This window comes from Arthrobacter sp. CDRTa11 (genome assembly GCF_026427775.1).
Classification (GTDB): Bacteria; Actinomycetota; Actinomycetes; order Actinomycetales; family Micrococcaceae; genus Arthrobacter.
Map to the genome: position 1 here is coordinate 1,677,625 of NZ_CP044532.1, position 26,120 is coordinate 1,703,744.

Genomic DNA, 26,120 nt, shown 5'->3' on the forward strand with positions numbered 1-26,120 from the left:
ACAGTTTGAAGTCTCTTTCGGTCGCCTGACACGTGCCACCAGTGGCGAAGCGAAAGCGCTCTCGCAAGCGTGGACAAGCATCAATGGGTTGAAGGCAACGCCCCTCCGGATCGTCGGGAAGCGTGGAAAATGAAGTGGACACCTCGTTCCGCCTGTGGCACAGCGATCTCTCTCATGGATCGATCACACCGGAAGATTTGCAGCTAAGACGAGAGGAGAATCTCAAAACGTTTCAAGGTTTGGTTGATCAGGTGCGGTCCGAGCTAGGAACAGAGCGATAGTGCTGGTTTGCCTCGGTCTCCTTCCGCCCCTTAATCACCCAAAATACCCATTGGGGGTATGTTGTCGTACCCATTCCATAGGCTGCGAGGACCCACTAAAAGGAGTTCTCGTGAAAAGACCCATCGCTCTTATCGCTGTCGCGGCATCAGCATTCATGCTTGCCAGTTGTGCCTCAGCGACCCGTGCAACGTCAGGCACAACAACTGATCCGAGTCCGTCACCGGCTGTTGCGTACTTCGTGGGGTCTTATCAGTGCGCAGTATCCGGCGGCTCAGGATTCGAAATTGACGATTTCTTCCCCGGAGGACGATTCGACTATTCCGGCGGCGGTGCTTTGACCATCGGTGCTGATGGAACTTGGGCGACTCCAACAAGCGCAGGGACTTGGCTCCTCCGAGGCAACACGATCACCATCGGTGTGATTGATGAGGGCGTGTCCAAGTCGGTAGACATTCCCGGATTCCCTGACACAGCTACGGCGGCGTCTACTGGCAGCACGCTCGTCATCGCGCACCCTACGTATTCAGGGGATCGGACGAAGGTCAAAGCGCGCATGGTCGGCGGAGGATTCCAGTTGACCAACGAGGACGATTCCATTCTCGATTGCGCACGCGGCTGATCATGGTTCGCATCGGTCGGGTTCTTGTTGCATCAGGTCTACTGCTCATCGGTCTGCCATTGATGGCGACACCAGCGCAGGCTGCTACCGTCTGCGTGACTGCTCCCAACGGCGCACTTGTTTGCTACGACAACGGACAGGGTGATGGCACGGGCAACGGTGGCGGCGGTAGCAACACCGGCAGTGGCACGGTCGATGGGGGAGGGGGCAATACTCCGGGCGCAGTTCCCCCGCCGCCCGTGGTCGACCTCCCGGCACTTACCCCTCCGGGCATCGGTCCAGCCGATCTGATCCCGGCTCCCTACATTCCTCCAGCAGCCCCGGCGCCAGCCACTGTAGCCCCAGCAGCGGTCTACAACGCTCCAGCCGCACCACCTCCCGTCTATGTTGCTCCTGTGCCAGCAGGAGGGCAGGAAGCGCTAACGCCGGATCAGCCACCAGAAGCACCAGCAGCAGTCATTGCCGAAGTCCATGCTGTCCCAGAGAGCCCTCAGGCTACGGAGGCGTCGACAATTCCCACAGCCTCGGCTACGGCGTCAGCAAGTCCCGTAGCTACTGCCAGCGTGGAGTCAATGTTGAAGCCGGTAGAGGAAGTTGAGGACACAGGAACGATCGTGGCTGCCAGTCAGACGGAGAGCGACGCCGTGAGCGCTACGCCCGTTACCCTGTTTGTCGCCCTTGTTGTCGCCGGCTTGGTCACAATAGTTGTCGTGCTTCGTTTCGCTTCCGGCATTTTCGGTATTCGAGAAGTTCCTCATTCGATGAAGAAGCGATAACACCGGACGCTTCCCTCCGAACCGGCATTAGGGCATGTGGCAAGCCTGTCAGGGTTGAACTTTACTAGTGTCAAAATCCAAGATAGCGTCGCAGCTTGCACATGGCTTGGGAACCATCGACCGCATCGAATTGGGGGAATTATGTTGGCTGTCCGTCATTTAGTTGGACTGCGCGAAACGAAGTGGTCGGACCTTCTCGCCTACCTGATCGAACGTGACCCGAGGGTGGCTGCAATTCTGCTCGGCGTGACTGTAGCGGATTCAGTTACGGCAGTCGTCCACCGAGAATCGCGACGGTCCTCCGACGAAGGCACTTTAACCCAAGTTGATCTTGAAGTGGACTTCTACGTGGATAGTTCTACTGCACCCACAACTGCCATCATCGAAAGTAAACTTCTGGCGGGATTTACGGTGAACCAGCTTCTAAACTACGCCGACGTCTTTGACCACGCGTCTCACCGGCTACTGATTGCCCCGTTTAGTGATCATTTGGTCTCGAAGTCAGATCGGCTGCGCTGGTCGTCGGCTTCGTGGTCTACCGTTCTTGCGGCGTTCTCTAAGTCCAAAATCGTAGATGTTCGATCCGTGGCACGAGAATGGCAAGCCCATCACGAGCAAACATTTTCGTCTGCCGGAGCAGAAACCGTTTGGAGTTCAACTGACGTACATCCGGTGGCGAAGCTGGCGTACCTCGGAAGCACGGTTCAACAAGACCTAGGGGCTCAAGAGATGCTTCAGTCTGTCGGTGACTCCGGTTATCCACTCATGCAGTTCTTCAGCCCAGCTCTTCCACTCCATGACGACCACCACATCCGCGTCGAGTTGCAGAACGCCAGTCGGGACAAGGAAAAGCCTAGCGCCCTGCAAGCGAAGTTCTGTTTGAGGACTTTGAACGAAGTCCCAGAGTCTTTCAATCTGCCCGTCCTCAGGGAAATAGGCGAGACCATCCTCCATGGGCGGCTTGATTGGAAAACTAGAGGTGGAACGGGAAAGAGTTCAGCCAAATACGAGGGGCACTTCAAGCGCAATTTTTTCGAGCAGAATATTCCGAGCGAATGGAGTTACGGGTACCTCGGCAATGGATATACAGAACTCGGCGGATGCTACCAGTTCCCGTTGGATGCAAGTCTGGCGGAGATTTCGGAAGTCACCCGAACCTTGCTCAGGCTAATGGAAGAGGTCTTCACAAAGTACCAAGTTCGGGTCGAATGAGCAGCTTGAGATATCGTGCAATTCATGTCGCCGTCCAAATATTGCTGGCTTTCGTGCTAGTGCCTAGTCAACGCGACCAGACCTTCTGTTGACTGCTAAAGCCAGCCGCCAGCAATGATCCCCGAGCTTGCCGCACCGTCAGGCATTCCCCGCTCCAGTGCATCAGCCAGATCGTCGCTGTAGTGAATCGCGGACTTCCGAATCGGAACGGACTCCCATTCCGGGTCCCAGCCTTCGCACGTTTCCCACGCCCTCGCCATCGACAACAGGAGTAGGTACTTCGCCTTAGGGTCGCCGATCTTGACGACTTCTGAGAGAGTTGCGCTCTGGGCGCGCATACGTCGTATGTAGATGTCGGGACAACCACTCACGACTATGTAGTCAACGAATTCCGGTGACCCGTCCGCTACAAGAATCTTGCTGCCAATCTGGGTCCAAGCGGTGCCATCCTTGACCGACTCGCGCTCCAGAACCTCCCAATACGACCCCGCTTCTCTGCGAATAGCAACGGCATCCGCAAGGTCATTGGCGAGCGCTGTCCCAAGGAACTTGACCATTTGCGCGTTGGCAATTCGAACATCCATTCAGAGCCACCCGTCTGCTAACCCTGCAATGACATCGCCGCGTGCGACAGCCGCGCGCTCGAACTCCCGACGCTCCACTTGAATACATCCTTGGCACGTCAGTGGTGAGTGCCGTCCAGCCGTTGCATGCACGTCCAGCTCTTCATCGGTCCACTTACGGATTGGATAACCGGGAGCAACGCTCATCAGAGCGCGCCATCGGCAAGTGCCTGCGAGCCGCCAGCAGCTACTGACTTATCTTCCAGTCGGTTGCGCAGGTACTGCTCCCGCGCTTTGGCGTATTCGTCCGCTCGGTACGGGTTATCAGATTTGATTGCCGCATGAACTGCCATAGCCTCACGCACTGCACGCAAGGCGCGACGGTCGGAAAGATGATCATGGGAAAAGTCCGCAGTCGTGTTCATCGCGCCGCTGCTATTCCAGAAAGCAACGAATGGCTCATTCTCTGCAACGCCAAATACGGCAGTCGGCAAAGTCCCGTGCTCGACCACGACTGCCAACTTTTCCAACTTGGTGAGGATCGCTTTGACCTGCCGTGGGCTTGCGCCCTCTAGTCCGCCGCCGGACATTAGCAACTCCGTCAGCGTGGTCACGGTACTTCCCGCTCGTAAACGTAAACCCACTGCGTTCCGTTGGCGACGCTGCGGTCAAGGTCCAGCGCGTAGAGCCCCCGTGTTGGCGGCATGCAGTCGCACGGTCCGTCGCCATGATCTTCCGCTTCGTCGTAGCCTTCACCGCAGCACAACGTCCCGTGATGCACGGCGGCTATGAACTGTTTGGGTGGTGGTGCGCCGTCCGGTTCGAACGAGGTTCCGTCCGCCGGTCCGCGAAGGCAAACCTGTTCTGCTGTCGCTGCTGGAAGAGTCATAGCCGCAGGTTACCCGGTGGGTCAGACGGAATCGCTGAGCCTTGCTTTCCGTGCATCCATCTTTGCCTTTATGCGCGTATAGCGGGGTTCGTTCAGCCGGGACAGGGAGTCGATCATTTCCATGACCATCTCGTCTTGGTAGGTGTACAAGATCGTCGCCTTCTTTGGAACACGCGCCGCCGTCACGAGCCGGGCTTCCACCAGAATCTTCAAGTGCCGGGACATTTCAGGCTGAGAGATGTCACCGATTAGTTCGCACAGGTCTTTGCCGGACTTGGGTCCCGTCGACAATTGACGCAAGATGAGCTGCCGGTCGAGGTTAGAAACGGCAAGGAACTCTGAATCAACTTTCCAGCTCTGCTCCCACGGGATGGACTTTCCGATACGACTCATGTTCCGCTCCTTGATGGCTGCTATCTCAATGAAAGTAGCGCCTGTGACCTGCTCGAAATTTCCGCTCGTTGCCGCTGAGCCGCGCGCAGCGCCGCCGTCCCACTCGACAGCCAGCGAAGAGGTGAGTGGTGCAGGCTCGCTGGGCATCACCCACCGCATTCACATCAGCGAAGCACCATTTGTCGCGGAGTTCGGGTTTCTCTCGGCGGGGAATATCAGGAACCTTAGGGCAAAACTCACCTTTAAGGCGAAAGGGATACCGTGGCGGTAATCCGCCTTCACCTCGCATCGTGCTCCAATGGCTGGGAAGCAGCATTCATTGCCGTGCAGCAATAAATGCTGACAGATTGCTAGCCCGTACCCCCGCAAAAGTGGACATGCCCAGAAAGCGGCTAACCCCCATCAGAGCGCTCCCTCCATTAGTGCAGTAGTGCCACCAGCGAGCAGCGACTCATGCTCCGGAAGACGGAGGAGAACACCGAACTCCCATGGCTGTTTCCAGAGCTTGACCTCCACTACTGGAAAGTCCTGCCCGTTCTTCAGCGCGGACGGTTCGTAGCTGCTCCTGTTGACCTTCGGTTGGTATTGACGCCACTCGTAGTCTTCTCGCAAGGGCAGTATCCCGAAGGACAACACCGACGTCTCGTCGTCATAGAACAGGGGTCGGTCCTTGTCGACGACGGCGGGATGGATGCCGTTGTGGACGAGCATGGTTCTGATGTTCGTATGGTTGCCAATAGCAAATTTGATCTCGCGCGTCATGCCGTCACCGCCGCAGGACGAGCGACCAGCTTGCCAAGAACCGTGTAACGCGCGCCGTCCCTACCGCGCTCGACTTCGGTAACAAGAACCTCATCGTTGCGAGAGAGCCGCAGCGTCCTGAACTCCGAACCGTTCTCTCCCTGCTGCAAGTTGAACAAGTGGGAGTCGAGTGCCAACCAGCATTTCAACTGCAACGAGGAAGCGTCCAAGTCCGTCTTGGTGTGTCGTCCACCCCACAGTAAGAACACCTCCGTCCTGAGCAACAAGCTCTTGCCCTCCACTGCCGTCTGGTTATCCATGGTTATCTCCTCTCAAAGTGTTATTGGTGAAAGCCGCTGTCTGCCGCTCTAAGCGCCTCAAATGCGATCAAGGGCGTTGAATCCGTACATCCTCAAGTTCGTCTCTCCTCTGTCCAGCAGGTCGAAGGGAATGTGGTTCTGAATCTGCTTCGCTCGCATCGCCGCGGTCCTGCCTTGTTTTGCGAAATACCCGAGCATCTGGGCTATCTGATCATCGATAGTTTTAGGACGCTCAGGACGCGCAGACCCCGTAGGTACATGGGTCATGTTGCGCTTCTTCGGGGACACCGTCTTGGTTGCGATTCTCACTACACGTTCAAACCACTGAGCGAACGTGTATCCCGAGAGTCGGGAGAAGTAGGGGGACTTCCTCGGGTAAGACGACAATCCGTCCGGCTCACTCAGGTAGAAGTGAACATGAGCAGTACCGCTTTGCATGTGACCGCAGACCATCTTGGTTCCTGCGACCGGAGTGAACTCCAGCTTCCAGATGCACTGCATGGAAGTGCCGAACGCAACCTCAAACTGTTCGAAAATGAACTTGTTGATCCGGTACCTCAGGTTGCCAGTGAATTCATCAGCCATTCCTTCTTCCAGCAGTACATACGTAGCCAGAACCTGATTTTCAAGGATCGGAGTCAGCTCACGCTTCCCCAGTACCTTTCGCATTTTGCGAGCAGTATCAGCGCTGAACTTCACCGTCACTCGCTTTAAGTGGTCGTACTTGGCTAGTAGCGCCGCATACTCTTCCTGTTCCAGCTCACGCTTAGTCAGCTTGCGGAGGTCGATGTTCGCTACAGAATCAAGGGACTCAACCTGCTCTGCTTCCTGAATGTCATCACGGAGCCCCGTTACGGAAACAGAAGGAATCATGCTGTCTGAATTAGAAGGTGCATCAGACTGAGTTCCTGCTGCTGGAACCAGATTGTACTCATCAAGAAATCCCGATGACGCTGAAGTAAGAGGAATCAGGGTGGTACTGGATGTACTGCGCAAGGGAACAAAGGGGGCTGAAGAAGTGCCCTTAATAGTCCCTGTGGAATTCCAGAGGGAAGCACCGGATACAACTTCCCCAGAACGGCGGGGGATATCGGATGTTCTGATATCCGCTTTGGGTGTCACTTTGTTGACACTCTTGCTTCGCTGAGAAGTGGGGCTTACTCGGTTTATAAATGCAACCAATTCAGTGCGCGTCCGGCGGAAGTACATCGGTTCGCAACCCTCAGCCAAATGCTCATCGAAGGCGACGAGATCAAGGCTGGAGAAGATACCGTGGTATTTCACAACCTCGACTACGTGCAGGTGCAACATTGCGGAGCGCAGCGTCTCACGTTCAGCAGCGCTATTGGACGCCACGTATGAGGCAAGCAGCTCAGACATGGGATCAATGGTGAACTTGCTGGAGCGTTCCGACAGGCAAGGAGTTGCGACAGAGGACATGATGGGGCACCCCTTCCGGGATAATTTCGCATGAATCAGTGGGGGTAGCCGGGAGCGAAGCGAACTCGGAACGCTCCAGAAGCTCAAGCTACTGAGGATATGTTTCTATATTTCGGATCGTCGTCACTGGCTATCGATAGCTACTTGCTGGCGGCGATTCCATGTTTCGCGGCAATAGCCTTGAGGATTCTGTACTCCTCGGCTTGCGCCTTGTTCCTTGCCTTGATGCTGTCGGCATTGCGCCTGTAGCGAGCAGCCAGTGTGATCCGGCGGCATTCGGGGCAGAATGCTTCGTTGTGAACGTGACGTCGTTTGCAGGTCTTCATGGTCACCTCCTTTCCTTTCATCTTGTCTTGGCTGTTGCATTCGCTTTCCCGAAACCTGCAGCTTCCGAATAGCTCGCTTTAGTTACATTGGCAACATTAGCGGATGAATTCATCAACGTTTCTTCAGTGCAGTGACGACAAACAAGAGAAACGGTTTGGACCATCCCTGCGTTTCTCGGAGCGTCTCTCTCAAAGCGACAACGAGGTTTACATGAACTTCCGCGCCATCATTAGGAATCAGGGATACTATGCGGCAAAATAGATCGTTGTCCCCTTTAGGTGCTCAGTGAAGGTCGCCCACTTCGACAGTTACTTAGGGCTCGAAACTGGCGAAAGTCGTGTGCACGAAGAAGACGTAGGTGCAGCCGATGACAAGCACCCGGTGACACCACCAGCCGTCATGAACCCAGAATGTCTGTCTGTCAACGTAGTGTCTGGACCAGCAAGGGATTCGGATGCCATGGGGGAGGACAGACCAGATGTTGAACACGGAAGATGCAAAGGAAGTTAGGAACCCGCGCGGGGAAGGCAGCATCAAGCCATACTCCGGGGGAGGTTATCGCGTGCGCCTCACCGTGAACGGCGTCAAGAAGTCCAAACTTGTGGCTACGCCCAAAGAAGGGCGCGATCAGGTCAGGGCGTGGAAGAACCAGTCCGATGAAGGTCTGCTCATCTCGGGCGCGAAGTCAGAATTGATCGAGGTCATCGAGGGCTGGTTTCGTGAGGGCTGCAAAGACAACCCGAACCACAAAGACCTCGCCATCAGTACCATTCAGGGGTACCGCCAGAAGACTGACGCCTACATCGCCCACGCGCCGATCGCGCATATTAGAATGAACAGCCTCACCGCCGAGCACATTGGTTCCTTCATTCGGTCACTGGCAAATGGCGAATTTGCAGAGCACAAAACTAAGACCCTCACTAAAGAACTGAATTCCATCAAGATCACTGATCCACTGCAAAGTCAGAAGCGAATACGGATCACGGCGCAGATGCCAAAGCGCACGGAATACGGGACCTCAATTCAGAGACAGTGTTATGCGGTGATCAGGGACGCGCTGAAATTTGCCGTCGCCCAGCGGCTCGTTTCGCGAAATGTTGCTGTTGACTACGCCGCGCCGGGAGCGCAGACCAACTCCCAGCGGGACGCTGGTCACCTCACGCGGGAAGAGGAGCGGCACGGATACGAATTGTCTGATCTCCAGCGCTGGAAAGTACTGGCTGCACTCGATGAGCCAGTGAACGCTCGGATGAAGCTCCGTTGGACCCTCGCCCTTATATACGGCGTCCGTCCCGGTGAAGCCCTTGGAATTTGTTTTTCAGATGTGGACTACGGGACCAAAGAGCTGGTGATCCGCCGTCAGTTGCAGCCGGTGACCGGACGAGGCAACATACTTGTCCCTCGTGTAAAGACGCCCTCAGGCAAGCGAACTATCCCCTTGCGCGATGACACCCTCCAGCTATTCAAAGAAGCATCACGACGGAAGCGCCGCGAAAAGCGGTCTCCGAACTGGACCCAGTATGAGTTCGATGGCAGAGAGTACGATCTCGTCTTCACGCAGCTAAACGGACGAAGCATCCCACAGCGTCTCGATGACACCAACTGGAAGCGGTTCCTCAAGTCCGCCGGTGTGCCGGAAGTTCGTCGCTATGTGGCTAGGCATGATGCCGCCAGTCAGATGATGGCTAAGCCGGGGGTAGACCACATCGCGGTCAGCTCCATCCTTGGGCACTCTGATCCAAGCTTCACGTGGCGGAAGTACTCCCATGCTCTTGAAGGCAAGAAGCGGAGTGTTATTGATGCCATGGGTAACTCGGTTGTAGACAGTGTGTTTGCGTGGAAAGAACGTCTCGAAGAAGAACACGGGCGCGCATGGATGATCGAAAACAATATCTCTCCGAACGAATGGGACGAGGACGGGGAACTGGTCTCGTAGGACCAGCAATCTAGGAGAAGAAAAGCCCGTAGTGTCATGGCACTACGGGCTTTTTCATGTTGTCGCTTCGTCGGGAATGATTCTAAGAGCGGCGTGCCTGTCAAATAAGGGATAGGAACCCCCTACTCCATGTCACTACGTTCGCTCGTCCGTGGCACTACGGTGTCACTACGGTTGACCATGCCGTCGAGGTTGCGCATCGCGGTACCATGTGGCTGGTTTCCCGCTCTGGTAGTCAATGCCTTCGGGGGTACTTGACAGCGTGCGATCTGCCTGCTGCGCCCAGCGCGGGACTCATAATCCTAAGGTCCTCGGTTCAAGTCCGAGTAGCCCTACCGCAGGTATCCATTGCCACAACTGAATAACACCAAAGAAACCATGACCGACTCACAGCCGGCCATGGTTTCTTTTGTTTTCAGCCGCAGTTGCGGTATGTTACTGACCAGTAACTTATCGATACTGCTAAGCCCGGGCCCAGCCCGGCACTGCTGATCCTTGTGTGAGGAAACCATGTCCAAAGCCGCTTTTGACATCAACAGCCTTCCGTATGCCGACGGTGACTTCTTTGCCTTCGAGCAGCTGCTCACTGCCAAGGAGCAGGACCGGCTCGCCGAGATTCGCGCGTTCCTGGCGCGTGAAGTACGCCCCATTGCCGTGGACTGCTGGAACCGGGGCGAATTCCCGATGGAGCTCATTCCCAAGCTTGCCGAGATTGATCTGGTCAGTCCGGTCAGGCGGCAGGGGAATTCGAACCTCTTCGCCGGCCTGGTCCATGCCGAGGCCACCCGTGCCGATACGTCCATAGCGACCTTTATGGGTGTCCACGACGGTCTGTTCACAGGGTCCATAGAGGCGCTTGCCTCGCAGGAGCAGCAAGAAGCCTGGCTTCCGGACATCTATTCGCTGAAGAAGATTGGTGCATTTGGGCTCACGGAGCCGCTTGGTGGTTCCGACGTCGCCGGCGGTACCCGAACCACCGCGCAGAAGGACGGGGATGCCTGGATCCTGAATGGTGCCAAACGATGGATCGGCAACGCCACCTTCTCCGACTGGGTGGTCATCTATGCGCGGGACCTGGCCGACAACCAGGTCAAGGGCTTTATGGTGGACACCTCGCTCGAAGGATTCAGCGCTACAAAGATCGAGAACAAGATTTCCCTGCGCACGGTCCAGAACGCGGACATCGTCCTGAATAACGTGGTGGTTCCCGATTTCTTCAAGCTTGCCAACGCCAACAGTTTCCGCGACACCAACAAGGTACTCAAGGTAACCCGCCTGGGGGTTGGCTGGCAGGCTGTGGGGCAGCAGCTGGCCGCGTTCGACGTCGCCCGGCGCTATGCCGTGGAGCGCCATCAGTTTGGCCGTCCGCTGGCGTCCTTCCAGCTGGTCCAAAGCCAGCTGGTCCAGATTCTCGGCAACGCCGTGAGCTCGATGGGCATGATGGTGCGGCTCTCCCAGCTTGAGGACGCGGGCCTGGCCAAGGACGAACAGTCCGCGCTGGCCAAGGCCTTCACCACCGCCAGGATGCGCGAAAGCGTGGCAATCGGGCGGAGCCTGCTGGGCGGCAATGGCATTGTCACCGACTTTGAGATGGCCAAGATCTTTGCGGATGCGGAAGCCATCTACTCCTATGAGGGGACCCACGAGGTCAACACCCTGGTGACGGGCCGGGCCATCACCGGCATCTCCGCGATCGTCTAGCTGGGTAGTCCATCTAGCTGTCGGAACGTTGGCGGCGGGGCAAGCCCTGGCCGGAGCCGCAGCCGCCCTGGACGGAGCCAGGCTAAGGAGCTCCGCTGCGGGGAAGCAGGACGGACGGGCGGAGGTCCATGACGAACTGCAGCGGATTGACATACTCATCCCCCTGCCTGACGCCCCAGTGCACGCACGGGCCGGACCGGCAATGCCCCGGGAGCAGCGTGCCGATGAGCTGGCCTCTAGCGACGACAGTCCCGGTGGCCAGGTCACTCTGCACAGGTTCAAAACTGCTGCGCAGTCCGTTCCCGTGATCGATGGTGATGACCGGGCGGTCAACCACCACACCCACAAAGCTGACAGTTCCGGGAGCCGGGGAGGTGAGCTCGGCGCCATCGTGGATTGCGGCGAGGTCCACGCCGCGATGGCCGCTCATCCACGGCTTGTCCGGTGGGTCGAAGGGCCGCAGCACCGACGGCTTCGGAGCGAGCGGCCAGGCCCAGGAGGGACGTGCCGCGCCCGGGTCACTACCTTGCCGCAGCTCCGGGGACTGTGCTCCTGACGTGATTCCGCCCGTGGAAAGGACTTCGCCTGAGGGCGCCACCGATGCGGGCAGCAGAAGCAGGGCGGCGAGGAGTGCTGGCGCTTTCATTGGCCCAGCTTCCTCCGGCTGAAGAGGCGCCGCGAGCATTCATCTGCCCCATGTGGAAAACCTCTGCCGGCGGAGCTAAAACGGTGGCCCTGCTGTCCGGCGGGCGGGAGCGCCTGTAGTACACTTGGTGGAGCAGTTTGCTGTGCCCTCAACGCATTTCGCGTCAGCACGTCTCATTCAGAAGTGCGGGGGAACAGCGGCTGACTACGCGCATCCAGCCCTCCTCGTCCAAAGCCAATGGCTTTGCCTGAGGAGGATTGTGCCTCTTGCGGTCAGGGCCCTGTGTCCTGATGAGAAGCGCAATGGATGCCAGGAGCACGGCCCGCCTTGGGCCAGGCTAAACAACCGTCAACTATTGGCAGGGTAAGAGAGCCTCCGGGTTTTCTCATGAATGACCTGCCGGAAGGAGCGCCGGCATGCCCGTCGTAACTATGCGCCAGCTGCTTGACAGCGGCGTCCACTTTGGACACCAGACCCGCCGTTGGAACCCGAAGATGAAGCGATTCATCTTCACGGAGCGCAACGGCATCTACATCATTGACCTTCAGCAGTCGCTGTCCTACATCGACCGCGCTTACGAGTTCGTGAAGGCCACCGTTGCACACGGCGGCACCGTACTCTTCGTCGGCACCAAGAAGCAGGCTCAGGAGTCCATTGCTGAGCAGGCAACCCGTGTTGGCCAGCCCTACGTGAACCAGCGCTGGCTCGGCGGTATGCTGACCAACTTCCAGACCGTCTCCAAGCGCATCCAGCGCATGAAGGAACTGGAAGAGATCGACTTCGACGACGTCGCCGGCTCCGCGTACACCAAGAAGGAACTGCTGCTCCTTCGCCGTGAACTCACCAAGCTGGAGACCAACCTCGGCGGTATCCGCAACCTGACCAAGGCACCCTCCGTGCTCTGGATCGTGGACACCAAGAAGGAACACCTCGCCGTTGACGAGGCAAAGAAGCTGAACATCCCGGTTGTTGCCATCCTGGACACCAACTGCGATCCCGACGAAGTCGATTTCCCGATCCCGGGCAACGACGACGCCATCCGTTCCGTGAACCTGCTGACCCGCGTCGTTGCTGATGCTGTTGCAGAGGGCCTGATCGCCCGCAACCAGCGTGCAACCGGCACCACCGAGGCTCCGGAAGAGCCGCTGGCCGAGTGGGAGCGCGAGCTCCTCGAAGGCAGCAAGGCTGAAGAGGCCGCTCCGGCCGCTGAGGCTGCTCCCGCTGCCGAGGAAGCTCCGGCTGCCGAGGAAGCTCCGGCCGCTGCCGAAGCTCCCGCCGCCGACGCCGACAAGTAACAAGTAAATCCGGATTCTCAGGCGCTCCAGCAGCGCTTGGAACACCTGACAGGATGGCGGCTCACCCGGTGAGCCGCTGTCCTGTCGGTCCGTACACCACATACATTTTCTAGACAGAGGGGTTCACATGGCGAACTACACTGCCGCTGATATCAAGGCTCTGCGCGAGCGCACCGGCGCCGGCATGATGGATGTCAAGAAGGCTCTTGACGAGGCCAACGGTGACGCCGAGAAGGCCATCGAAATCATCCGCATCAAGGGCCTGAAGGGCGCTACCAAGCGCGAAGGCCGCTCCACCGCCGAAGGCCTGGTGGCCGCCAAGGTCAACAACGGCGTCGGCGTGATGATCGAAGTCAACTGCGAGACCGACTTCGTTGCCAAGGCTGACAAGTTCATCCAGCTGGCCGACCGCGTCCTGGCCGTTGCCGTTGAGTCCGGCGCTGCCGACCTCGACACCCTTCTGGCCACCGAAGTCGACGGCAAGCCGCTGTCCGAGGTCGTCGTCGAAGAGGGCGCAGTGCTGGGCGAAAAGGTTGTTGTCCGCCGGATCTCCCGCATCGAGGGCGGCACGGTTGACGCTTACCTGCACAAGACCTCCAAGGACCTCCCGGCCCAGGTGGGCGTCCTGTTCGCTGTTGACGGCGAAGGCGAAGCTGCCACCACCGCAGCCCACGACGTTGCAGTCCACGTTGCAGCCATGGCGCCGAACTACCTGACCCGCGAAGACGTTCCGTCCGAGCTGGTTGAGTCCGAGCGCCGCATCGCTGAAGAGACGGCCAAGGCTGAAGGCAAGCCCGAGGCTGCCCTCACCAAGATCGTCGAGGGCCGCGTGACCGGCTTCTACAAGGGCGAGGTCCTGGTTGACCAGGCATTCGCCAAGGACGCCAAGAAGTCTGTGGCCCAGGTCCTCGAAGAGGCCGGCGTCAAGGCTACTGCGTTCTCGCGTTTCCGCGTCGGCTCCTAGTCGAATCTGCAAGGGGGTGGCCACTTCGGTGGCCGCCCCTTTTGCATGCACCGGCTAAACGTCAGATGAGACCTTTGGCCACCCAGCACGATAACCTAGCTCAGAGTTAACCAACGGGAAGGCACCATGGAAGCCGTCAACAGTTCAATCCAGCCAGAGAAGAGCAGGCGACGTGTCCTCCTCAAGCTGTCCGGTGAGGTCTTCGGCGGCGGAAAGTTGGGCGTTGATCCCGAAACCGTCCGCGACGTCGCCAAGCAGATCGCTGCAGCCATCCCGGAAGTGGAGGTAGCCATCGTCGTCGGCGGCGGCAACTTTTTCCGCGGCGCCGAACTGTCCCAAAGCGGTATGGACCGGTCGCGGGCAGACTACATGGGCATGCTCGGCACCGTCATGAATTGCCTGGCCCTGCAGGATTTCCTGGAGCAGGCCGGCGTTGAAACGCGTGTACAGAGTGCCATCACCATGGGCCAGGTTGCCGAGGCCTACATTCCCCGCCGCGCCATCAGGCACATGGAAAAGGACAGGGTAGTCATCTTTGGAGCGGGAGCCGGGCTTCCGTACTTCTCCACTGACACCGTGGCTGCCCAGCGCGCCCTGGAAGTCCACGCGGACGTGGTGCTGATGGCCAAGAGCGGCGTGGACGCGGTGTACACCGCCGATCCCAAAAAGGACCCCACCGCTGAGAAGCTGGACACCCTGAGCTACGACGACGCCCTCCGGCGTGACATCAGGGTCATGGACCAGACAGCCATGACCATGTGCAAGGACAACAATCTCTCCATGGTGGTCTTCGGAATGGAAGGCGAAGGGAACGTCACCCGCGCCATTCTCGGCGAAAAGCTGGGAACGCTGGTCACCCCCTAGCTACGGCTAGGATGTTTTTAGGACAGTTCCTCCCCGCCATCCCCTAAGGATGGAACGGGGATCAACAAGGAACATTGAACCGAGATTGTGCATGGACCCGGCACCGACGGACTGCACCAACTTCTGAGGAGAGACCGTGATCGAAGATACCTTGCTCGAAGCCGAAGAGAAGATGGACAAGGCTGTTGAGGTAGCCAAGGAAGATTTTGCCTCGATCCGTACAGGGCGGGCCAACCCCGGACTCTACAACAAGGTGCTGGTGGACTACTACGGTGCACCCACCCCGCTGCAGCAGCTGGCATCCTTCGCCATTCCTGACGCCCGCACCATTCTCATCACCCCGTTCGACAAAACTGCTCTCCGGGACATTGAACGTGCCCTGAGCGACTCCGAGGTGGGCGCTAACCCCTCCAACGACGGCAACGTCATCCGGATCACCATTCCGGACCTGACCCAGGAACGCCGCAAGGAGTACGTCAAGATCGTCAAGACCAAGGGCGAGGACGCCAAGATCTCCATCCGCAACATCCGGCGCAAGGCCAAGGAAACGCTGGACCGGCTGGTCAAGGACGGCGAAGCCGGCGAGGACGAGGGCAGCCGGGCTGAGAAGGAACTGGACGCTTTGACCAAGGCACACGTGGACGGCATCGACGAACTGCTCAAGCGCAAGGAAGCGGAGCTACTCGAAGTCTAATGAGCCAGGCAGAGCAGGCTCCCGCTCAACGGGCGCGCATGAAGGGGAGGCAGCCCCGGAGGAACCCGACGCCCAAGGCTGGACGGAACCTCCCTGCGGCCACCGTGGTGGGCCTGGCGATGCTCTTTGCGGTCTTGGGCGGGCTCGTCTTCCTGCCGCTCGGCTTTGTGGCGGTGACCACCGCCTTCGCTGTTTTTGGGGTCTGGGAAATTTACCGCGCCTTGGAGGCAAACGGCACCAGGATGCCCATCGTCCCGGTGATGACGGGCACGCTGGCCATGCCTTTCGCTGCCTACTTTGGCGGATTGGAGAGCCTTCTCTTCGCCATGCTGCTGAGCTGCGTGGCAGTGCTTCTCTGGCGCTCGGTGGAATCAGCCGCGGGATCGGCCAACAGTATCTTCGCCGGCGTCTTCACCCTGGGCTGGGTTCCGTTCTTCATCAGTTTCGCGGCCCTGCCCCTTCATGCTTCGGGCGGCGCCATCACCGTGGGCCTGTGGCCCGGGGGAACTGTGCCACACGGGGCCTGGCAAGTAGCAGTGATGCTGCTTCTGGTTGTCTCCAACGACACGTTCGGCTACCTCGTCGGCGCGTCACTCGGAAAGCACCCCATGGCGCCCAAAATCAGTCCCAAAAAGTCCTGGGAAGGCTTCGCCGGATCCATTGCCGGCGCCATGCTGATCGGGATCCTGGCAAGCATCTTCCTGCTCGGCAAACCGTGGTGGGTAGGCGTGGTCCTGGCAGTGGGCCTTGTTGCCGCCTCCACAGCCGGAGACCTGGCGGAATCCATGGTCAAACGCGAACTGGGAATCAAGGATATGAGCAGCATCCTCCCCGGTCATGGCGGAGTGATGGACCGGCTGGATTCCATCGTTTTCGCAGCACCAGTGGCGTTTGTGCTCTACGGGCTGGTCGCAGCAGCCTGACTGAAGCACCAAGCCCGCATGCCCCAACAGAACGCCGGCGGCGCCATAGACTGGTGCCACAGCGATCCGGCTGAAGAACATTGAAGGAACGTACAGTGGCAGTGGATTTTCAACGGCAGATTCCCGCGTCCTTTGAACGCGTGCAGCGCAACGACTACGGCTATAACGCCAAGCAGGTGGACCAGTTCCTCCAGCGCGCCCGCGTCTCGCTGGAATCGCCGAAGGCGGCCGTCCACGTCATTACGAGCTCCGATGTGCGTTCAGTCTCCTTTGACCCCGTCAAAGGCGGGTACTCTGCCGCCGTCGTGGATGCCGCCCTGGACCGGCTGGAAGACGCTTTCGCCCGCCGTGAACGCGATGAACTGATTGCCTCCAGTGGCGAAGAAGCCTGGCTGCGCCAGATCGGACGGCTCTCCGGGATCCTGCGCGGCAGGCTGCACCGGCCCGACGGCGAACGCTTCCGCCGGCCGTCGAAGAACAAGGCCCGCAGTTACAACACCGCGGACGTGGACAAGCTCTGCCACGAGCTGATCGGCTACCTGGAAGAGGACAAGCCGCTCAGCGTGGACAATGTCCGCCGCGCTGTCTTCCGTCCCGCAACAGGCCAGGACGGGTACGAGGAAAACCAGGTGGATGCGTTCCTGGACCGCGTGGTTGAACTGATGGCTGCCATCGACTGACCCACGCCTCGCCGTTGTAGCCTGCACCATGCAGCCTGCCCCATGCAGTCCGCACCGGGCAAGCCTGATTCTGCGCAAACCTGCCTCGGGCGACCAAATCTAGCGTTCGGTGATCAAAGGCCTCTCAGGGGTGTGCAGGCGGGTCATGATCCGCGACATCGTCCTGGGCACACGGCCCTTGGTGGCGCGGGAGACGAGTACCATCACGGCGAACGCAGCCGGCACAGTCCACGCCGCCGGCTGGGCCAGCCAAAACGGGGTGCCGGCCGCCCCCGCCGCTGCGCCGTAAATCATGGCACCGCCGCAAAGCAGGGCCCCCGTCACCATCCCGGCGATGGCACCGGCGTCGGTAAGGCCCCGCCACCAAATGCCCAGCAGCAGGACGGGGCAAACGGTGGAGGCGGTGAACGCAAACACCAGGCCAACGCTGCCTGCGAGCGCAAGCGAGTCCGTCATCAGGGCGAAACCCAACGGGACCGCCGCCGAGATGACGGCGGCCAGCCGAAAACCGTGGACATTGCCACCGAGCACATCCTGGCTGATGACACCGGCCAGCGAAACCACCAGTCCGGAGGTGGTTGACAGGAACGCGGCAAAAGCGCCGCCCACCACCAGCGCAGACAGCAGGTCGCCGGCCGTTCCGCCCACCAGCTGGCCCGGCAGGAGGAGCACTACGGCGTCGGCCTGTCCCGACCTGGCAAGCTCCGGGGCGAACATCCGGCCCGCAAGACCATACACCGTGGGGAACAGGTAGAAGACCGAGAGGAGGCCCAACACGATCAGGGTGGTCCGCCGGGCAGACTGCCCGTCAGGATTGGTATAAAAGCGCACCAGGACGTGTGGCAGTCCCAGCGTCCCGAAGAGGAGCGCCACCAGGAGTGAGATGTTCTGGTAGGGGCCGGCGGGTGACAGCCCGGTGGGGTTGATGGCGGCTTGGGCAACAGCAGGCGTCCCGCTTCCGGCCAGGACGAACATGATGAAAACGGCGGGCACCGCCAGGGCAGTGAGCTTGAGCCAGTACTGGAAGGCCTGCACAAAAGTGATGGAACGCATGCCGCCGGCCACAACTGTCAGGCACACAACAACCACCACGGACACCGAGCCCACCCAGGATGGCAGCCCGGTGGCAATCCGGATGGTCAGCGCCGCACCGTGGAGCTGCGGAACGATGTACAGCCAGCCCACCACAACCACCACCACACTGGTGACCCTGCGGACCGCCAGCGAATCCAGCCGTGCCTCGGTGAAGTCGGGGATGGTGTACGCTCCCGAACGCCGCAGCGGGGCGGCCACAAAAAGCAGCAGCATCAGGTACCCGGCGGTGTAGCCCACGGGGAACCACAGCGCATCGGTCCCCGAGAGCAGGATCAGCCCGGCCACGCCCAGGAAGCTCGCGGCGGACAGGTACTCGCCGCCGATGGCTGAGGCATTCCACCAGGGCGGCACGGTCCGGGACGCCACGTAAAAGTCGCCGGTGGTGCGGGAGATCCGGAGGCCGTAAAAGCCGATCACCGCAGTGGCAAGCGAAACGACCACCAGGGCCACCACGCCCACGGCGGGATTCACGGCAGGATCAGCGGCCGGATTCACGGCAGCCTCACGCGTCCTCGGCCAACTCGCGGTACCGGGCTTCATTCCGGGCGGCGGAGCGGATGAACAGCCAGGCGCTTAGTCCGATCAGCGGATAGATGCCGGCGCCGATCAGGATCCAGTCGAAAGGGATGCCGGCCACCCTGGTTTCTGCAAGCCCCGGAACAGCTATCAGGAGCAGCGGAAAAGCGCAGAGGATCAGCAGGAACCCCAGACCCACCACCAGGGCCAGCCGCAGCTGGGAGCGGATGAGGGACCTGACAAATACCTGGCCCACGTCTGACTCCTGCGCCGCCTCGGGGGTCTCCCGCGGCGGACGGGCCGCTGAAGGTGGCGCCGTGACCCGGATGCGCGTCATGCCTGTGGCCGGAGGCGGGTGGCTTCCAGCTTCTCACGGACGGTGGGAAGGTGGCGGCGGCTGATGGGCAGCCCGGCGCCCGCCACGGTGACGCTGGGCTTGTCCGCCGCAAGCTTCATGGAGGTGACATGCTTCAGTGCAACCAGGTAGGAGCGGTGAGTGCGGATAAATCCGGCTTCGGCCCACTGCTGCTCCAGGTCCGCCAACGGAATCCGGATCAGGAAGCTGGCCTCGGAAGTGTGCAGCCTGGCATAGTCGCCCTGGGCCTGGACGTATGTGACATCGTCCCGGCGGATCATCCGGGTGGTACCGCCCTGGTCCACGGTGATCATCTCAGGGGCCTCCCCGCCGTCGCGCATCAGTTCACTGATCCGGCCCACCGAACGGGCCAGCCGTTCAGCGCGTACGGGCTTGAGCAGGTAGTCCACGGCGGCGAGCTCGAAGGCTTCCAGGGCACAGTCCTCGTCAGCGGTCACAAACACCACTACTGGCGGGTTGCTGCTGCGGGCGATGGCGCGGGCAATGTCCAGACCCGAAACGGCGGGCATATGGATGTCCAGGAAAACGGCATCAACGGCATGGGTGGTGAGCGCGCGCAGGGCCTCGCTGCCGGAGGAGGCCCGGTGGATGATCCCGATCCGGTCATCCCTGCCCAGGAGGTAAGCCAGTTCCTCGACGGCCGGAAGCTCGTCATCGGCGACGAGGACATTAATCATGGTTCCTACATTAGCTGCGTCCGTCAAACAGCTCAGGCGTCATGGCCCGGCTGGGACTTGGGCACGCGCATGGTGATGAGGGTCCCCTCGCCGGGGGCGGTTTCGATCACCAGTCCATGGCCTTCCCCATAAACCTGCCGGAGGCGGGCGTCCACGTTGCGCAGTCCCACATGCTCGCCGTCGCTGTGCCCGGCCAGCACTGACCTGAGCTGCGCAGGATCCATGCCCACGCCGTCGTCCTCGATGGTGACTTCCGCATAGGCGCCGGAGTCATGGGCCGCAATGCTGATCCGGCCTGGCCCTTCCTTCGCCTCCAGGCCGTGCCGGACGGCGTTTTCCACCAGGGGCTGGAGGCTCAGGAACGGGATAACGGTGCTCAGGACTTCCGGTGCGATCCGGAGGCTGACCTGCACGCGGTCCCCGAAGCGCGCACGCTCCAGCAGCAGGTACCGGTCGATGCAGCGGAGTTCTTCGGCGAGGGTGGTGAAGTCGCCATGCCGCCGGAAGGAGTACCTCGTGAAGTCGGCAAACTCGACCACCAGCTCCCGGGCGCGTGCCGGATCCGTGTTGATGAACGACGCGATGGCGTTGAGCGAGTTGTAGATGAAGTGCGGGCTGATCTGGGCCCGGAGGGCGCGGACTTCGGCTTCCATCAGGAGCGTCCGGGACGCGTCCAGTTCCGCCAGCTCAACCTGGACCGAAACCCAGTCGGCCACTTCGCTGACGGCCCGGACCAGCCCGGCACCCACCGACGGGGCAAAGGCCGCCACCACACCAACCACCCGTGCGTTGGCCCGGATCGGGGCGATCACGGCTTCCAGGCGGATCGGGGGGCCCCCGGCCGCCGGAACGGCGCCACGCGCCTGGACTATGGCTGGCGACTGGACCATGGCTGTCCTGCCGCCGGCAAGGACGCCTGCCGCGAGGTCCATGAGGAGGGGCTTCAGGTCCTCGGCGGAACCGTCCCAGGCCAGCACGCCCGCGGTGTCGGTGATGGCCAGGGCATCGCAGCCCAGCAGGCTGCGCAACTGGCGGGCGGCCTTGGCGGCCCCTGCAGGGTTGAGGCCGGCGCGCAGATGCTGTCCCGCCCGGGACGCGGCGTGAAGGGTGGTGTAGGTTGCGCGTTCGGCGTCGGTGCCCAACTCACGGAATGACCGCAGCACCTTCAGTCCCACACCGACGACGGCGGCGATCGCCAGCGCTATCACGGCAAGGGCGGCGGCGGTCAGGAGAGGGGAGTCCGGCATGCTGCCCAGCGTAGCGGCGGGCGCCGTTTGCCGCAGCATCGCAACCGTTGAGCGACCCATTCGGCGCCGGGTCTGGTAGCGGCGCCTCCCGCGGCGCACAGTGATTGCAGTCACATCGACCGTCGCAATCCTCCTGCGCAGTGCCACTCCTGTCTGCAGGGCCGGCCGATGTGAACCAGGCAAATCTCAACGAGGAGGAACGATGGGTCATGATGCCCACACCCCGGACGCTGCGGCGGCCGTGGACTTCGAACAGGTCCAGTCGACGGAGCGGTTCCAGGAACTGCGCAAACGTCACCGGAGCTTTGTCTTTCCCATGGCCATTGCATTTCTGCTGTGGTATTTCGCATACGTCCTGCTGGCGGACTATGCCGTCGGCTTTATGTCCACCAAGGTGTGGGGCAACATCAACATCGGCCTCATCCTGGGGCTGCTCCAGTTCGTCTCCACCTTCGCGATCACAGGCTGGTACGTCAGCTACTCCAACCGGAGGCTTGACCCCATCGCTGCGGAGATCCGGAACGAAATCGAAGGCCATGAGTTCGACAGGCACGGCAACGTCATCGCAGGAGTGAGCAAATGATCGGGATACCAGCAGTGGTGGATGTTGCCGCCCTCAAAGACACCACGCTTCTCAACATGGGGATCTTCGGACTGTTCGTCGCGGTGACCATGGTTATTGTGCTCAGGGCCAGCCGGAACAACAAAACAGCCGCCGACTACTACGCCGCGGGCCGCTCCTTCACAGGATCCCAGAACGGTACCGCGATCGCAGGCGATTATCTTTCCGCCGCATCGTTCCTGGGCATTACAGGCGCCATCGCCATCAACGGCTACGACGGCTTTATGTACTCCATCGGCTTCCTGGTGGCCTGGCTCGTGGCGCTGCTCCTGGTGGCCGAACTGCTCCGGAACACAGGCAAATTCACCATGGCCGACGTTCTCTCCTTCCGGCTGAAGCAGCGGCCCGTCCGCATCGCAGCAGCCATCTCCACGCTTGCCGTCTGCTTTTTCTACCTGCTGGCACAGATGGCCGGAGCGGGCAGCCTGATTTCGCTGCTGCTGGGCATCAGCGACTGGGGCGGCCAGGCCCTGGTGATCATCGTCGTCGGCGCCCTGATGATCATGTACGTGCTGATCGGCGGGATGAAGGGCACCACCTGGGTCCAGATCATCAAGGCGATCCTGCTCATTGCCGGCGCCGCAGTGATGACGTTCTGGGTTCTGGCCATCTACGGCTTCAACCTCTCCAGCCTCCTGGGGGCGGCAGTGGACACCGCCGGCAACCCCGCTGTGCTGAATCCCGGACTGCAGTACGGCAAGTCTGAAACCTCCAAGCTGGACTTTATGTCCCTGGGCCTTGCATTGGTCCTGGGCACTGCAGCCCTTCCGCACGTCCTGATGCGCTTCTACACCGTCCCCACGGCCAAGGAAGCCCGGAAGTCCGTGGTCTGGTCCATCTGGCTGATCGGCCTGTTCTACCTGTTCACGCTGGTCCTCGGGTACGGCGCCGCTGCGCTGGTAGGAGCAGACACCATCAAGTCCGCTCCGGGCGGCGTAAACTCCGCCGCGCCTCTGCTGGCCTTCCACCTCGGCGGGCCGCTCCTGCTGGGCTTCATCTCGGCCGTCGCCTTCGCCACCATCCTGGCCGTGGTGGCCGGCCTGACCATCACCGCGGCAGCCTCCTTTGCCCACGATATCTATGCCAGTGTCATCTCCAAGGGCAAGGCCGACGCCGACACGGAAGTTAAGGTGGCACGGCGCACCGTTGTGGTCATTGGAGTCATGGCGATCCTGGGCGGCATCCTGGCCAACGGCCAGAACGTTGCCTTCCTGGTGGCACTGGCCTTCGCGGTGGCTGCCTCGGCGAACCTTCCCACAATCATCTATTCGCTCTTCTGGCGCCGGTTCACCACCCAGGGTGCGGTGTGGAGCATGTACGGCGGTTTGGGATCGGCCATTGTCCTGATCATCTTCTCGCCCGTGGTTTCGGGCGCGGCCACTTCCATGATCAAGGACGTCAACTTTGCGCTCTTCCCGTTGAGCAACCCCGGCATCGTCTCCATCCCGCTCGCCTTCCTGCTGGGCTGGCTGGGCACGGTGCTTGATAAGAAGCGCGAGGACAGCGGCAAGCAGGCCGAGATGGAAGTCAGGTCACTCACCGGGGTTGGCGCCGAGAAGGCCTCCAACCACTGACCACCAGGAGTGTCCACAGAAACTGAGTCGCCCGGCGGCTTAGCAGCTGTTCACAACGGAAGGAGTCCCTGTGCCAAGGCACGGGGACTCCTTTCGCGCGCTTAGTGTTGATTGCGCTTAGTGACGATGCTCGCCAGACTGATTGTGGTCAAAGGGGGATACAGGCCCGCTGTCCTGACCATGCTGACCGTGAGGGACCGCAAACTGTCCGGCCGTGGAGGCGGCAAGGCCCGGCGTCGCGATTCCTGCCACCAGCACGGCACCGGCGAAGGCACCGAGCAGGAGGCGTCCCGGCCGGACGGCGGCGGGAGCCCCGCCGTCGTCGACACCGTTAACCTTCCCGCGGCCCAGCCGTCGATCCCGCCGGCGCAGCCAGGCGAGGGATCCAACCATCATGAGTGTCAGCAGCAGCGCCGTCAGATGGCTCAGGCTGAGGCTGGACCCGGTGGCCCCTCGCCAGATAGTGGCGGCGGCATGGACCGCGGCGGCAACCATCAGCATCACCAGCGACAGGCCCGGCGCCGGGATCCGCCCCCGGCTAAGGGCCAGGACAGTCCCACCGATCAGTGCCGTTCCCCACAGCCCGGCAAGGACTCCGAAAACGACCTGGGCCGAGTCGCCGGACCCGTCCGGACCGGCAAACAGGCTTGAGGAAACGGCGAGGTTTACCGAACCCGCCCCGAAACCTGCAAAGCCCGCGAAGAGCCGGACCACTGCCGTGGAACCGGCGGCGGGATCGAAGGCCACAGGTTCCCTGGCCACAGCCTGGGATGTTGCAGGCTGGGAAACGGCAGCTGTGTCCATGGCAGTTAGGCCCGGGCGGTGGCGGGGGACTTGTCCAGCGAGAGGCCCACGCCCAGGAGCAGCACGGCACTGGCCAGGTGGAGCACGTTGTCTGCGCCGTTAAGGGCAATGATATTCAGCGGCGAACTCAGCAGGAACAGACCAAGAACGCCCACCAGGAGGTACACAGCCCCAACCCCGGCGTTCACGGTGCGGGCAAGCGCGGTGCTCTTCAGCCCGGCATAAAGCAGAGCCGCGCCGATGGCCAGGTGGATGATGTTGTGCAGCGGGTTGACCTCGAAAATGATGAGGTTGGCGCCTTCGGTGGCGAAAAAGCCTATCCCGGAGGTCACGGCGAAGCCGAGGAGACCAACAAGGAGGTAGACAGCGCCGAAGACGGTGGCGATAAGACGGTTCGGTGATGTGCGCATGGCCCGAAATCCTTCCGGTAGGGCAGGGATGTGCCATCCCAGCCAGACTGTGGGATCCCGGACGGGACCCTCAGAAGGCAATTCGGACCATGGGTTGATGCGGATGGGTGAGGATGTGATTTTCCTTGGAACTATTCCGGGATGTCATCGAACCGGAGCGATAGTGCGGGCCGGGCAACGCTTGAAGATGCGACCTCTGCCGACTAGAGGCGTAGCCTTACCGGCATGGGGAAACTGTCAACAGCCGTAGTGCGACTCACGGTGGTCAGCGGGGCCGTGATCTCGTTGGGGACCGGGTGCGCGCCGTCCGGACAGTCCGCTGATAGCCCGGCCACCGCCACGGCCTTAGACGATCAACCCGATGTGGTGCTGTGCCAGGGTAACAAGGTGCCGCTGCAGGCGCTGGAGAACCCGAGACCGGCGAGCGAGCTCCCACCCGATGCCGCACCGGCCCTGGACGGCCGCGATGTCCCGCAGTTCGACCCAGTCGAATGGCTGATTGCGCAGGAGAGCAGTGATCGGGTGATGCTCATGAACAAGCTCGCAGTTCCGGACGATGACGGCCAAGGCGATGTCCGCGAGTACGAGTACATTGTCATCTCCACCAACTCCATGGCATCAGAACCAGGCAAGCCGGTGTGGGCAGTCGTCGAGGCATCGACCTGCTCGCCCACACTGGACCTCGGCGACATTAGGGCCGGGGCGGTCACTCTCGATCCCTCGTTGCCGCCCGCTCCTGAGTCCGACCGCCTCGCACTGCTAGTCACGGAGTTCGACTGCAATTCGGGTCAAAGCGCCGAGGGACGGATCGAAGTCATTAAGCTCGCCGAAACCGAGTCCACGGTCGAGATCGTCATTGGGGTGCGGGCATCGGGTGCGCAGGTGGCCTCGTGTCAGGGAAATCCGGCCACACCATTTACGGTCGATCTCGAGCGGCCGCTTGGCCACCGTGCCATTCTGAACGCCGCCGTCATGCCCTCGCGCCAGATCACTGCATCAGTCCGATAGTGGGCTGGCTTGCGGTCAATCGGTGGTTGCGGCGATGCTCGAGACGTGGAGGACAACGTGATCGTTAGATCGGCCCAGCCCGAAGACGTTCCGGGATTGGCCGCCTTGAAGGAAGCCTGGGCCCAACTGTCCCACCCCGTATCCGAGTCCGAGCGGCGAGAGTTTGCTGAAGACCTTGCTGCCTGGATGCGTTCACAGGGGCAGGCGCTACTGTGCCATGTGGCCGAAGCCGACGGTCAGCTTGTTGGCATGGCGTGGCTGGTGCTCTTCGAGCGGGTTCCGGACATCCATGATCGAACTCGCCTCACAGGTGACATTCAGAGCGTGTACGTGCTTCCGCAACACCGGCAGCGGGGGATCGGCCGCGCGCTGGTCCGCTCATTGATCGACGCGGCAGACGAGCGAGGCGTGCCGAGAGTGACTGTGAGCGCAAATGCCGCCGCCGCTGCGATGTATTCAGCAGAGGGCTTTGGAACTGCACGCTATCTGCTTGAACGATCTCATCGATAGGCCCTGCTTTTCGATC

Annotated in this window: 29 protein-coding genes; 14 read left to right on the forward strand and 15 right to left on the reverse strand. The window is 60.9% G+C overall.

The annotated features are described in order from the left end of the window. The first annotated feature begins 391 nt into the window (after positions 1-391). Positions 392-901 (forward strand): hypothetical protein, encoded by a 510-nt coding sequence (locus F8G81_RS07580; RefSeq protein ID WP_267278386.1) that lies wholly within the window; start codon positions 392-394, stop codon positions 899-901. Positions 902-1,818: 917 nt separating this feature from the next. Beyond that, a complete protein-coding gene (locus F8G81_RS07585) occupies positions 1,819-2,889 on the forward strand; it encodes a hypothetical protein (protein ID WP_267278387.1) in 1,071 nt (356 codons plus the stop codon). A gap of 95 nt (positions 2,890-2,984) precedes the next feature. On the opposite strand, the gene F8G81_RS07590 is transcribed toward F8G81_RS07585, so the two are convergent. The 8 genes from F8G81_RS07590 to F8G81_RS07625 all read right to left on the reverse strand — a co-directional run bounded on the left by F8G81_RS07590 (position 2,985) and on the right by F8G81_RS07625 (position 7,567). Continuing rightward, positions 2,985-3,473 (reverse strand): hypothetical protein, encoded by a 489-nt coding sequence (locus F8G81_RS07590; RefSeq protein ID WP_267278388.1) that lies wholly within the window; start codon positions 3,471-3,473, stop codon positions 2,985-2,987. A gap of 185 nt (positions 3,474-3,658) precedes the next feature. Next, entirely contained in the window at positions 3,659-4,066 is a 408-nt protein-coding gene (locus tag F8G81_RS07595; protein ID WP_267278389.1) for a hypothetical protein, read from the reverse strand. Beyond that, positions 4,063-4,341, reverse strand: coding sequence for a hypothetical protein (locus tag F8G81_RS07600; protein ID WP_267278390.1), 279 nt, complete (start codon positions 4,339-4,341; stop codon positions 4,063-4,065). The genes F8G81_RS07595 and F8G81_RS07600 overlap by 4 nt, the downstream gene beginning before the upstream one ends. A 21-nt stretch (positions 4,342-4,362) precedes the next feature. Next, complete coding sequence (locus F8G81_RS07605; protein ID WP_267279154.1) at positions 4,363-4,881, reverse strand: ArsR/SmtB family transcription factor; 519 nt, start codon at positions 4,879-4,881, stop codon at positions 4,363-4,365. A 255-nt stretch (positions 4,882-5,136) separates the two neighbouring features. Then, on the reverse strand, positions 5,137-5,445 hold the full coding sequence (locus tag F8G81_RS07610) for a hypothetical protein (protein WP_267278391.1): 309 nt from the start codon (positions 5,443-5,445) through the stop codon (positions 5,137-5,139). Between the two features lie 47 nt (positions 5,446-5,492). After that, entirely contained in the window at positions 5,493-5,795 is a 303-nt protein-coding gene (locus F8G81_RS07615) for a hypothetical protein (RefSeq protein ID WP_267278392.1), read from the reverse strand. A 57-nt stretch (positions 5,796-5,852) separates the two neighbouring features. Further along, the gene (locus tag F8G81_RS07620) at positions 5,853-7,175 is read right to left on the reverse strand and encodes a hypothetical protein (RefSeq protein ID WP_267278393.1); all 1,323 of its coding nucleotides are present in this window, start codon (positions 7,173-7,175) and stop codon (positions 5,853-5,855) included. A 200-nt stretch (positions 7,176-7,375) separates the two neighbouring features. Further along, positions 7,376-7,567 carry a hypothetical protein gene (locus F8G81_RS07625; RefSeq protein ID WP_267278394.1) on the reverse strand — a complete coding sequence of 64 codons (192 nt, stop codon included), beginning with the start codon at positions 7,565-7,567 and terminating at the stop codon, positions 7,376-7,378. 473 nt (positions 7,568-8,040) lie between these two features. On the opposite strand from F8G81_RS07625, the gene F8G81_RS07630 reads away from it, so the two are divergent. After that, a complete protein-coding gene (locus F8G81_RS07630) occupies positions 8,041-9,498 on the forward strand; it encodes a site-specific integrase (protein ID WP_267278395.1) in 1,458 nt (485 codons plus the stop codon). A 510-nt stretch (positions 9,499-10,008) separates the two neighbouring features. Further along, entirely contained in the window at positions 10,009-11,199 is a 1,191-nt protein-coding gene (locus F8G81_RS07635; RefSeq protein WP_267278396.1) for an acyl-CoA dehydrogenase family protein, read from the forward strand. Between the two features lie 82 nt (positions 11,200-11,281). Here the strand turns inward: F8G81_RS07635 and F8G81_RS07640 are convergent, their stop codons facing one another. Next, complete coding sequence (locus tag F8G81_RS07640; RefSeq protein WP_267278397.1) at positions 11,282-11,845, reverse strand: M23 family metallopeptidase; 564 nt, start codon at positions 11,843-11,845, stop codon at positions 11,282-11,284. A gap of 416 nt (positions 11,846-12,261) precedes the next feature. On the opposite strand from F8G81_RS07640, the gene rpsB reads away from it, so the two are divergent. The 6 genes from rpsB to F8G81_RS07670 all read left to right on the forward strand — a co-directional run bounded on the left by rpsB (position 12,262) and on the right by F8G81_RS07670 (position 17,265). After that, positions 12,262-13,140 carry a 30S ribosomal protein S2 gene (gene rpsB, locus F8G81_RS07645; protein WP_267278398.1) on the forward strand — a complete coding sequence of 293 codons (879 nt, stop codon included), beginning with the start codon at positions 12,262-12,264 and terminating at the stop codon, positions 13,138-13,140. A gap of 127 nt (positions 13,141-13,267) precedes the next feature. Further along, positions 13,268-14,104 carry a translation elongation factor Ts gene (tsf, locus tag F8G81_RS07650; RefSeq protein ID WP_267278399.1) on the forward strand — a complete coding sequence of 279 codons (837 nt, stop codon included), beginning with the start codon at positions 13,268-13,270 and terminating at the stop codon, positions 14,102-14,104. A gap of 126 nt (positions 14,105-14,230) precedes the next feature. Next, positions 14,231-14,968, forward strand: coding sequence for a UMP kinase (pyrH, locus tag F8G81_RS07655; protein WP_267278400.1), 738 nt, complete (start codon positions 14,231-14,233; stop codon positions 14,966-14,968). A 136-nt stretch (positions 14,969-15,104) separates the two neighbouring features. Beyond that, positions 15,105-15,662 (forward strand): ribosome recycling factor, encoded by a 558-nt coding sequence (gene frr, locus F8G81_RS07660; protein ID WP_267278401.1) that lies wholly within the window; start codon positions 15,105-15,107, stop codon positions 15,660-15,662. Beyond that, positions 15,662-16,585: a phosphatidate cytidylyltransferase gene (locus F8G81_RS07665; RefSeq protein ID WP_267278402.1), complete on the forward strand. Its 924-nt coding sequence runs from the start codon at positions 15,662-15,664 to the stop codon at positions 16,583-16,585. Before frr ends, F8G81_RS07665 begins: the two co-directional genes overlap by 1 nt. Positions 16,586-16,680: 95 nt before the next feature. Next, positions 16,681-17,265, forward strand: coding sequence for a DivIVA domain-containing protein (locus F8G81_RS07670; protein WP_267278403.1), 585 nt, complete (start codon positions 16,681-16,683; stop codon positions 17,263-17,265). Positions 17,266-17,364: 99 nt separating this feature from the next. On the opposite strand, the gene F8G81_RS07675 is transcribed toward F8G81_RS07670, so the two are convergent. The 4 genes from F8G81_RS07675 to F8G81_RS07690 are packed head-to-tail and all read right to left on the reverse strand — an operon-like array spanning position 17,365 to position 21,176. Next, positions 17,365-18,831 (reverse strand): cation acetate symporter, encoded by a 1,467-nt coding sequence (locus F8G81_RS07675; protein ID WP_267279155.1) that lies wholly within the window; start codon positions 18,829-18,831, stop codon positions 17,365-17,367. Between the two features lie 31 nt (positions 18,832-18,862). Beyond that, entirely contained in the window at positions 18,863-19,213 is a 351-nt protein-coding gene (locus F8G81_RS07680; protein ID WP_267278404.1) for a hypothetical protein, read from the reverse strand. Continuing rightward, positions 19,210-19,929: a LytR/AlgR family response regulator transcription factor gene (locus F8G81_RS07685; RefSeq protein ID WP_267278405.1), complete on the reverse strand. Its 720-nt coding sequence runs from the start codon at positions 19,927-19,929 to the stop codon at positions 19,210-19,212. The genes F8G81_RS07680 and F8G81_RS07685 overlap by 4 nt, the downstream gene beginning before the upstream one ends. A gap of 32 nt (positions 19,930-19,961) precedes the next feature. Next, a complete protein-coding gene (locus F8G81_RS07690) occupies positions 19,962-21,176 on the reverse strand; it encodes a sensor histidine kinase (RefSeq protein WP_267278406.1) in 1,215 nt (404 codons plus the stop codon). Between the two features lie 202 nt (positions 21,177-21,378). Here F8G81_RS07690 and F8G81_RS07695 point away from each other — a divergent pair, with 202 nt between their 5' ends. Both F8G81_RS07695 and F8G81_RS07700 read left to right on the forward strand, forming a co-directional pair. Continuing rightward, positions 21,379-21,759, forward strand: coding sequence for a DUF485 domain-containing protein (locus tag F8G81_RS07695; protein WP_267278407.1), 381 nt, complete (start codon positions 21,379-21,381; stop codon positions 21,757-21,759). Continuing rightward, positions 21,756-23,372: a cation acetate symporter gene (locus tag F8G81_RS07700; RefSeq protein WP_267278408.1), complete on the forward strand. Its 1,617-nt coding sequence runs from the start codon at positions 21,756-21,758 to the stop codon at positions 23,370-23,372. Before F8G81_RS07695 ends, F8G81_RS07700 begins: the two co-directional genes overlap by 4 nt. Positions 23,373-23,489: 117 nt before the next feature. Here the strand turns inward: F8G81_RS07700 and F8G81_RS07705 are convergent, their stop codons facing one another. Both F8G81_RS07705 and F8G81_RS07710 read right to left on the reverse strand, forming a co-directional pair. After that, positions 23,490-24,176 carry a hypothetical protein gene (locus tag F8G81_RS07705; protein ID WP_267278409.1) on the reverse strand — a complete coding sequence of 229 codons (687 nt, stop codon included), beginning with the start codon at positions 24,174-24,176 and terminating at the stop codon, positions 23,490-23,492. 5 nt (positions 24,177-24,181) lie between these two features. Continuing rightward, a complete protein-coding gene (locus tag F8G81_RS07710) occupies positions 24,182-24,586 on the reverse strand; it encodes a DUF4383 domain-containing protein (protein ID WP_267278410.1) in 405 nt (134 codons plus the stop codon). Positions 24,587-24,952: 366 nt separating this feature from the next. On the opposite strand from F8G81_RS07710, the gene F8G81_RS07715 reads away from it, so the two are divergent. Beyond that, on the forward strand, positions 24,953-25,594 hold the full coding sequence (locus F8G81_RS07715) for a hypothetical protein (RefSeq protein ID WP_267278411.1): 642 nt from the start codon (positions 24,953-24,955) through the stop codon (positions 25,592-25,594). 45 nt (positions 25,595-25,639) lie between these two features. After that, on the forward strand, positions 25,640-26,104 hold the full coding sequence (locus F8G81_RS07720; protein WP_267278412.1) for a GNAT family N-acetyltransferase: 465 nt from the start codon (positions 25,640-25,642) through the stop codon (positions 26,102-26,104). The last annotated feature ends 16 nt before the right edge of the window (positions 26,105-26,120 follow it).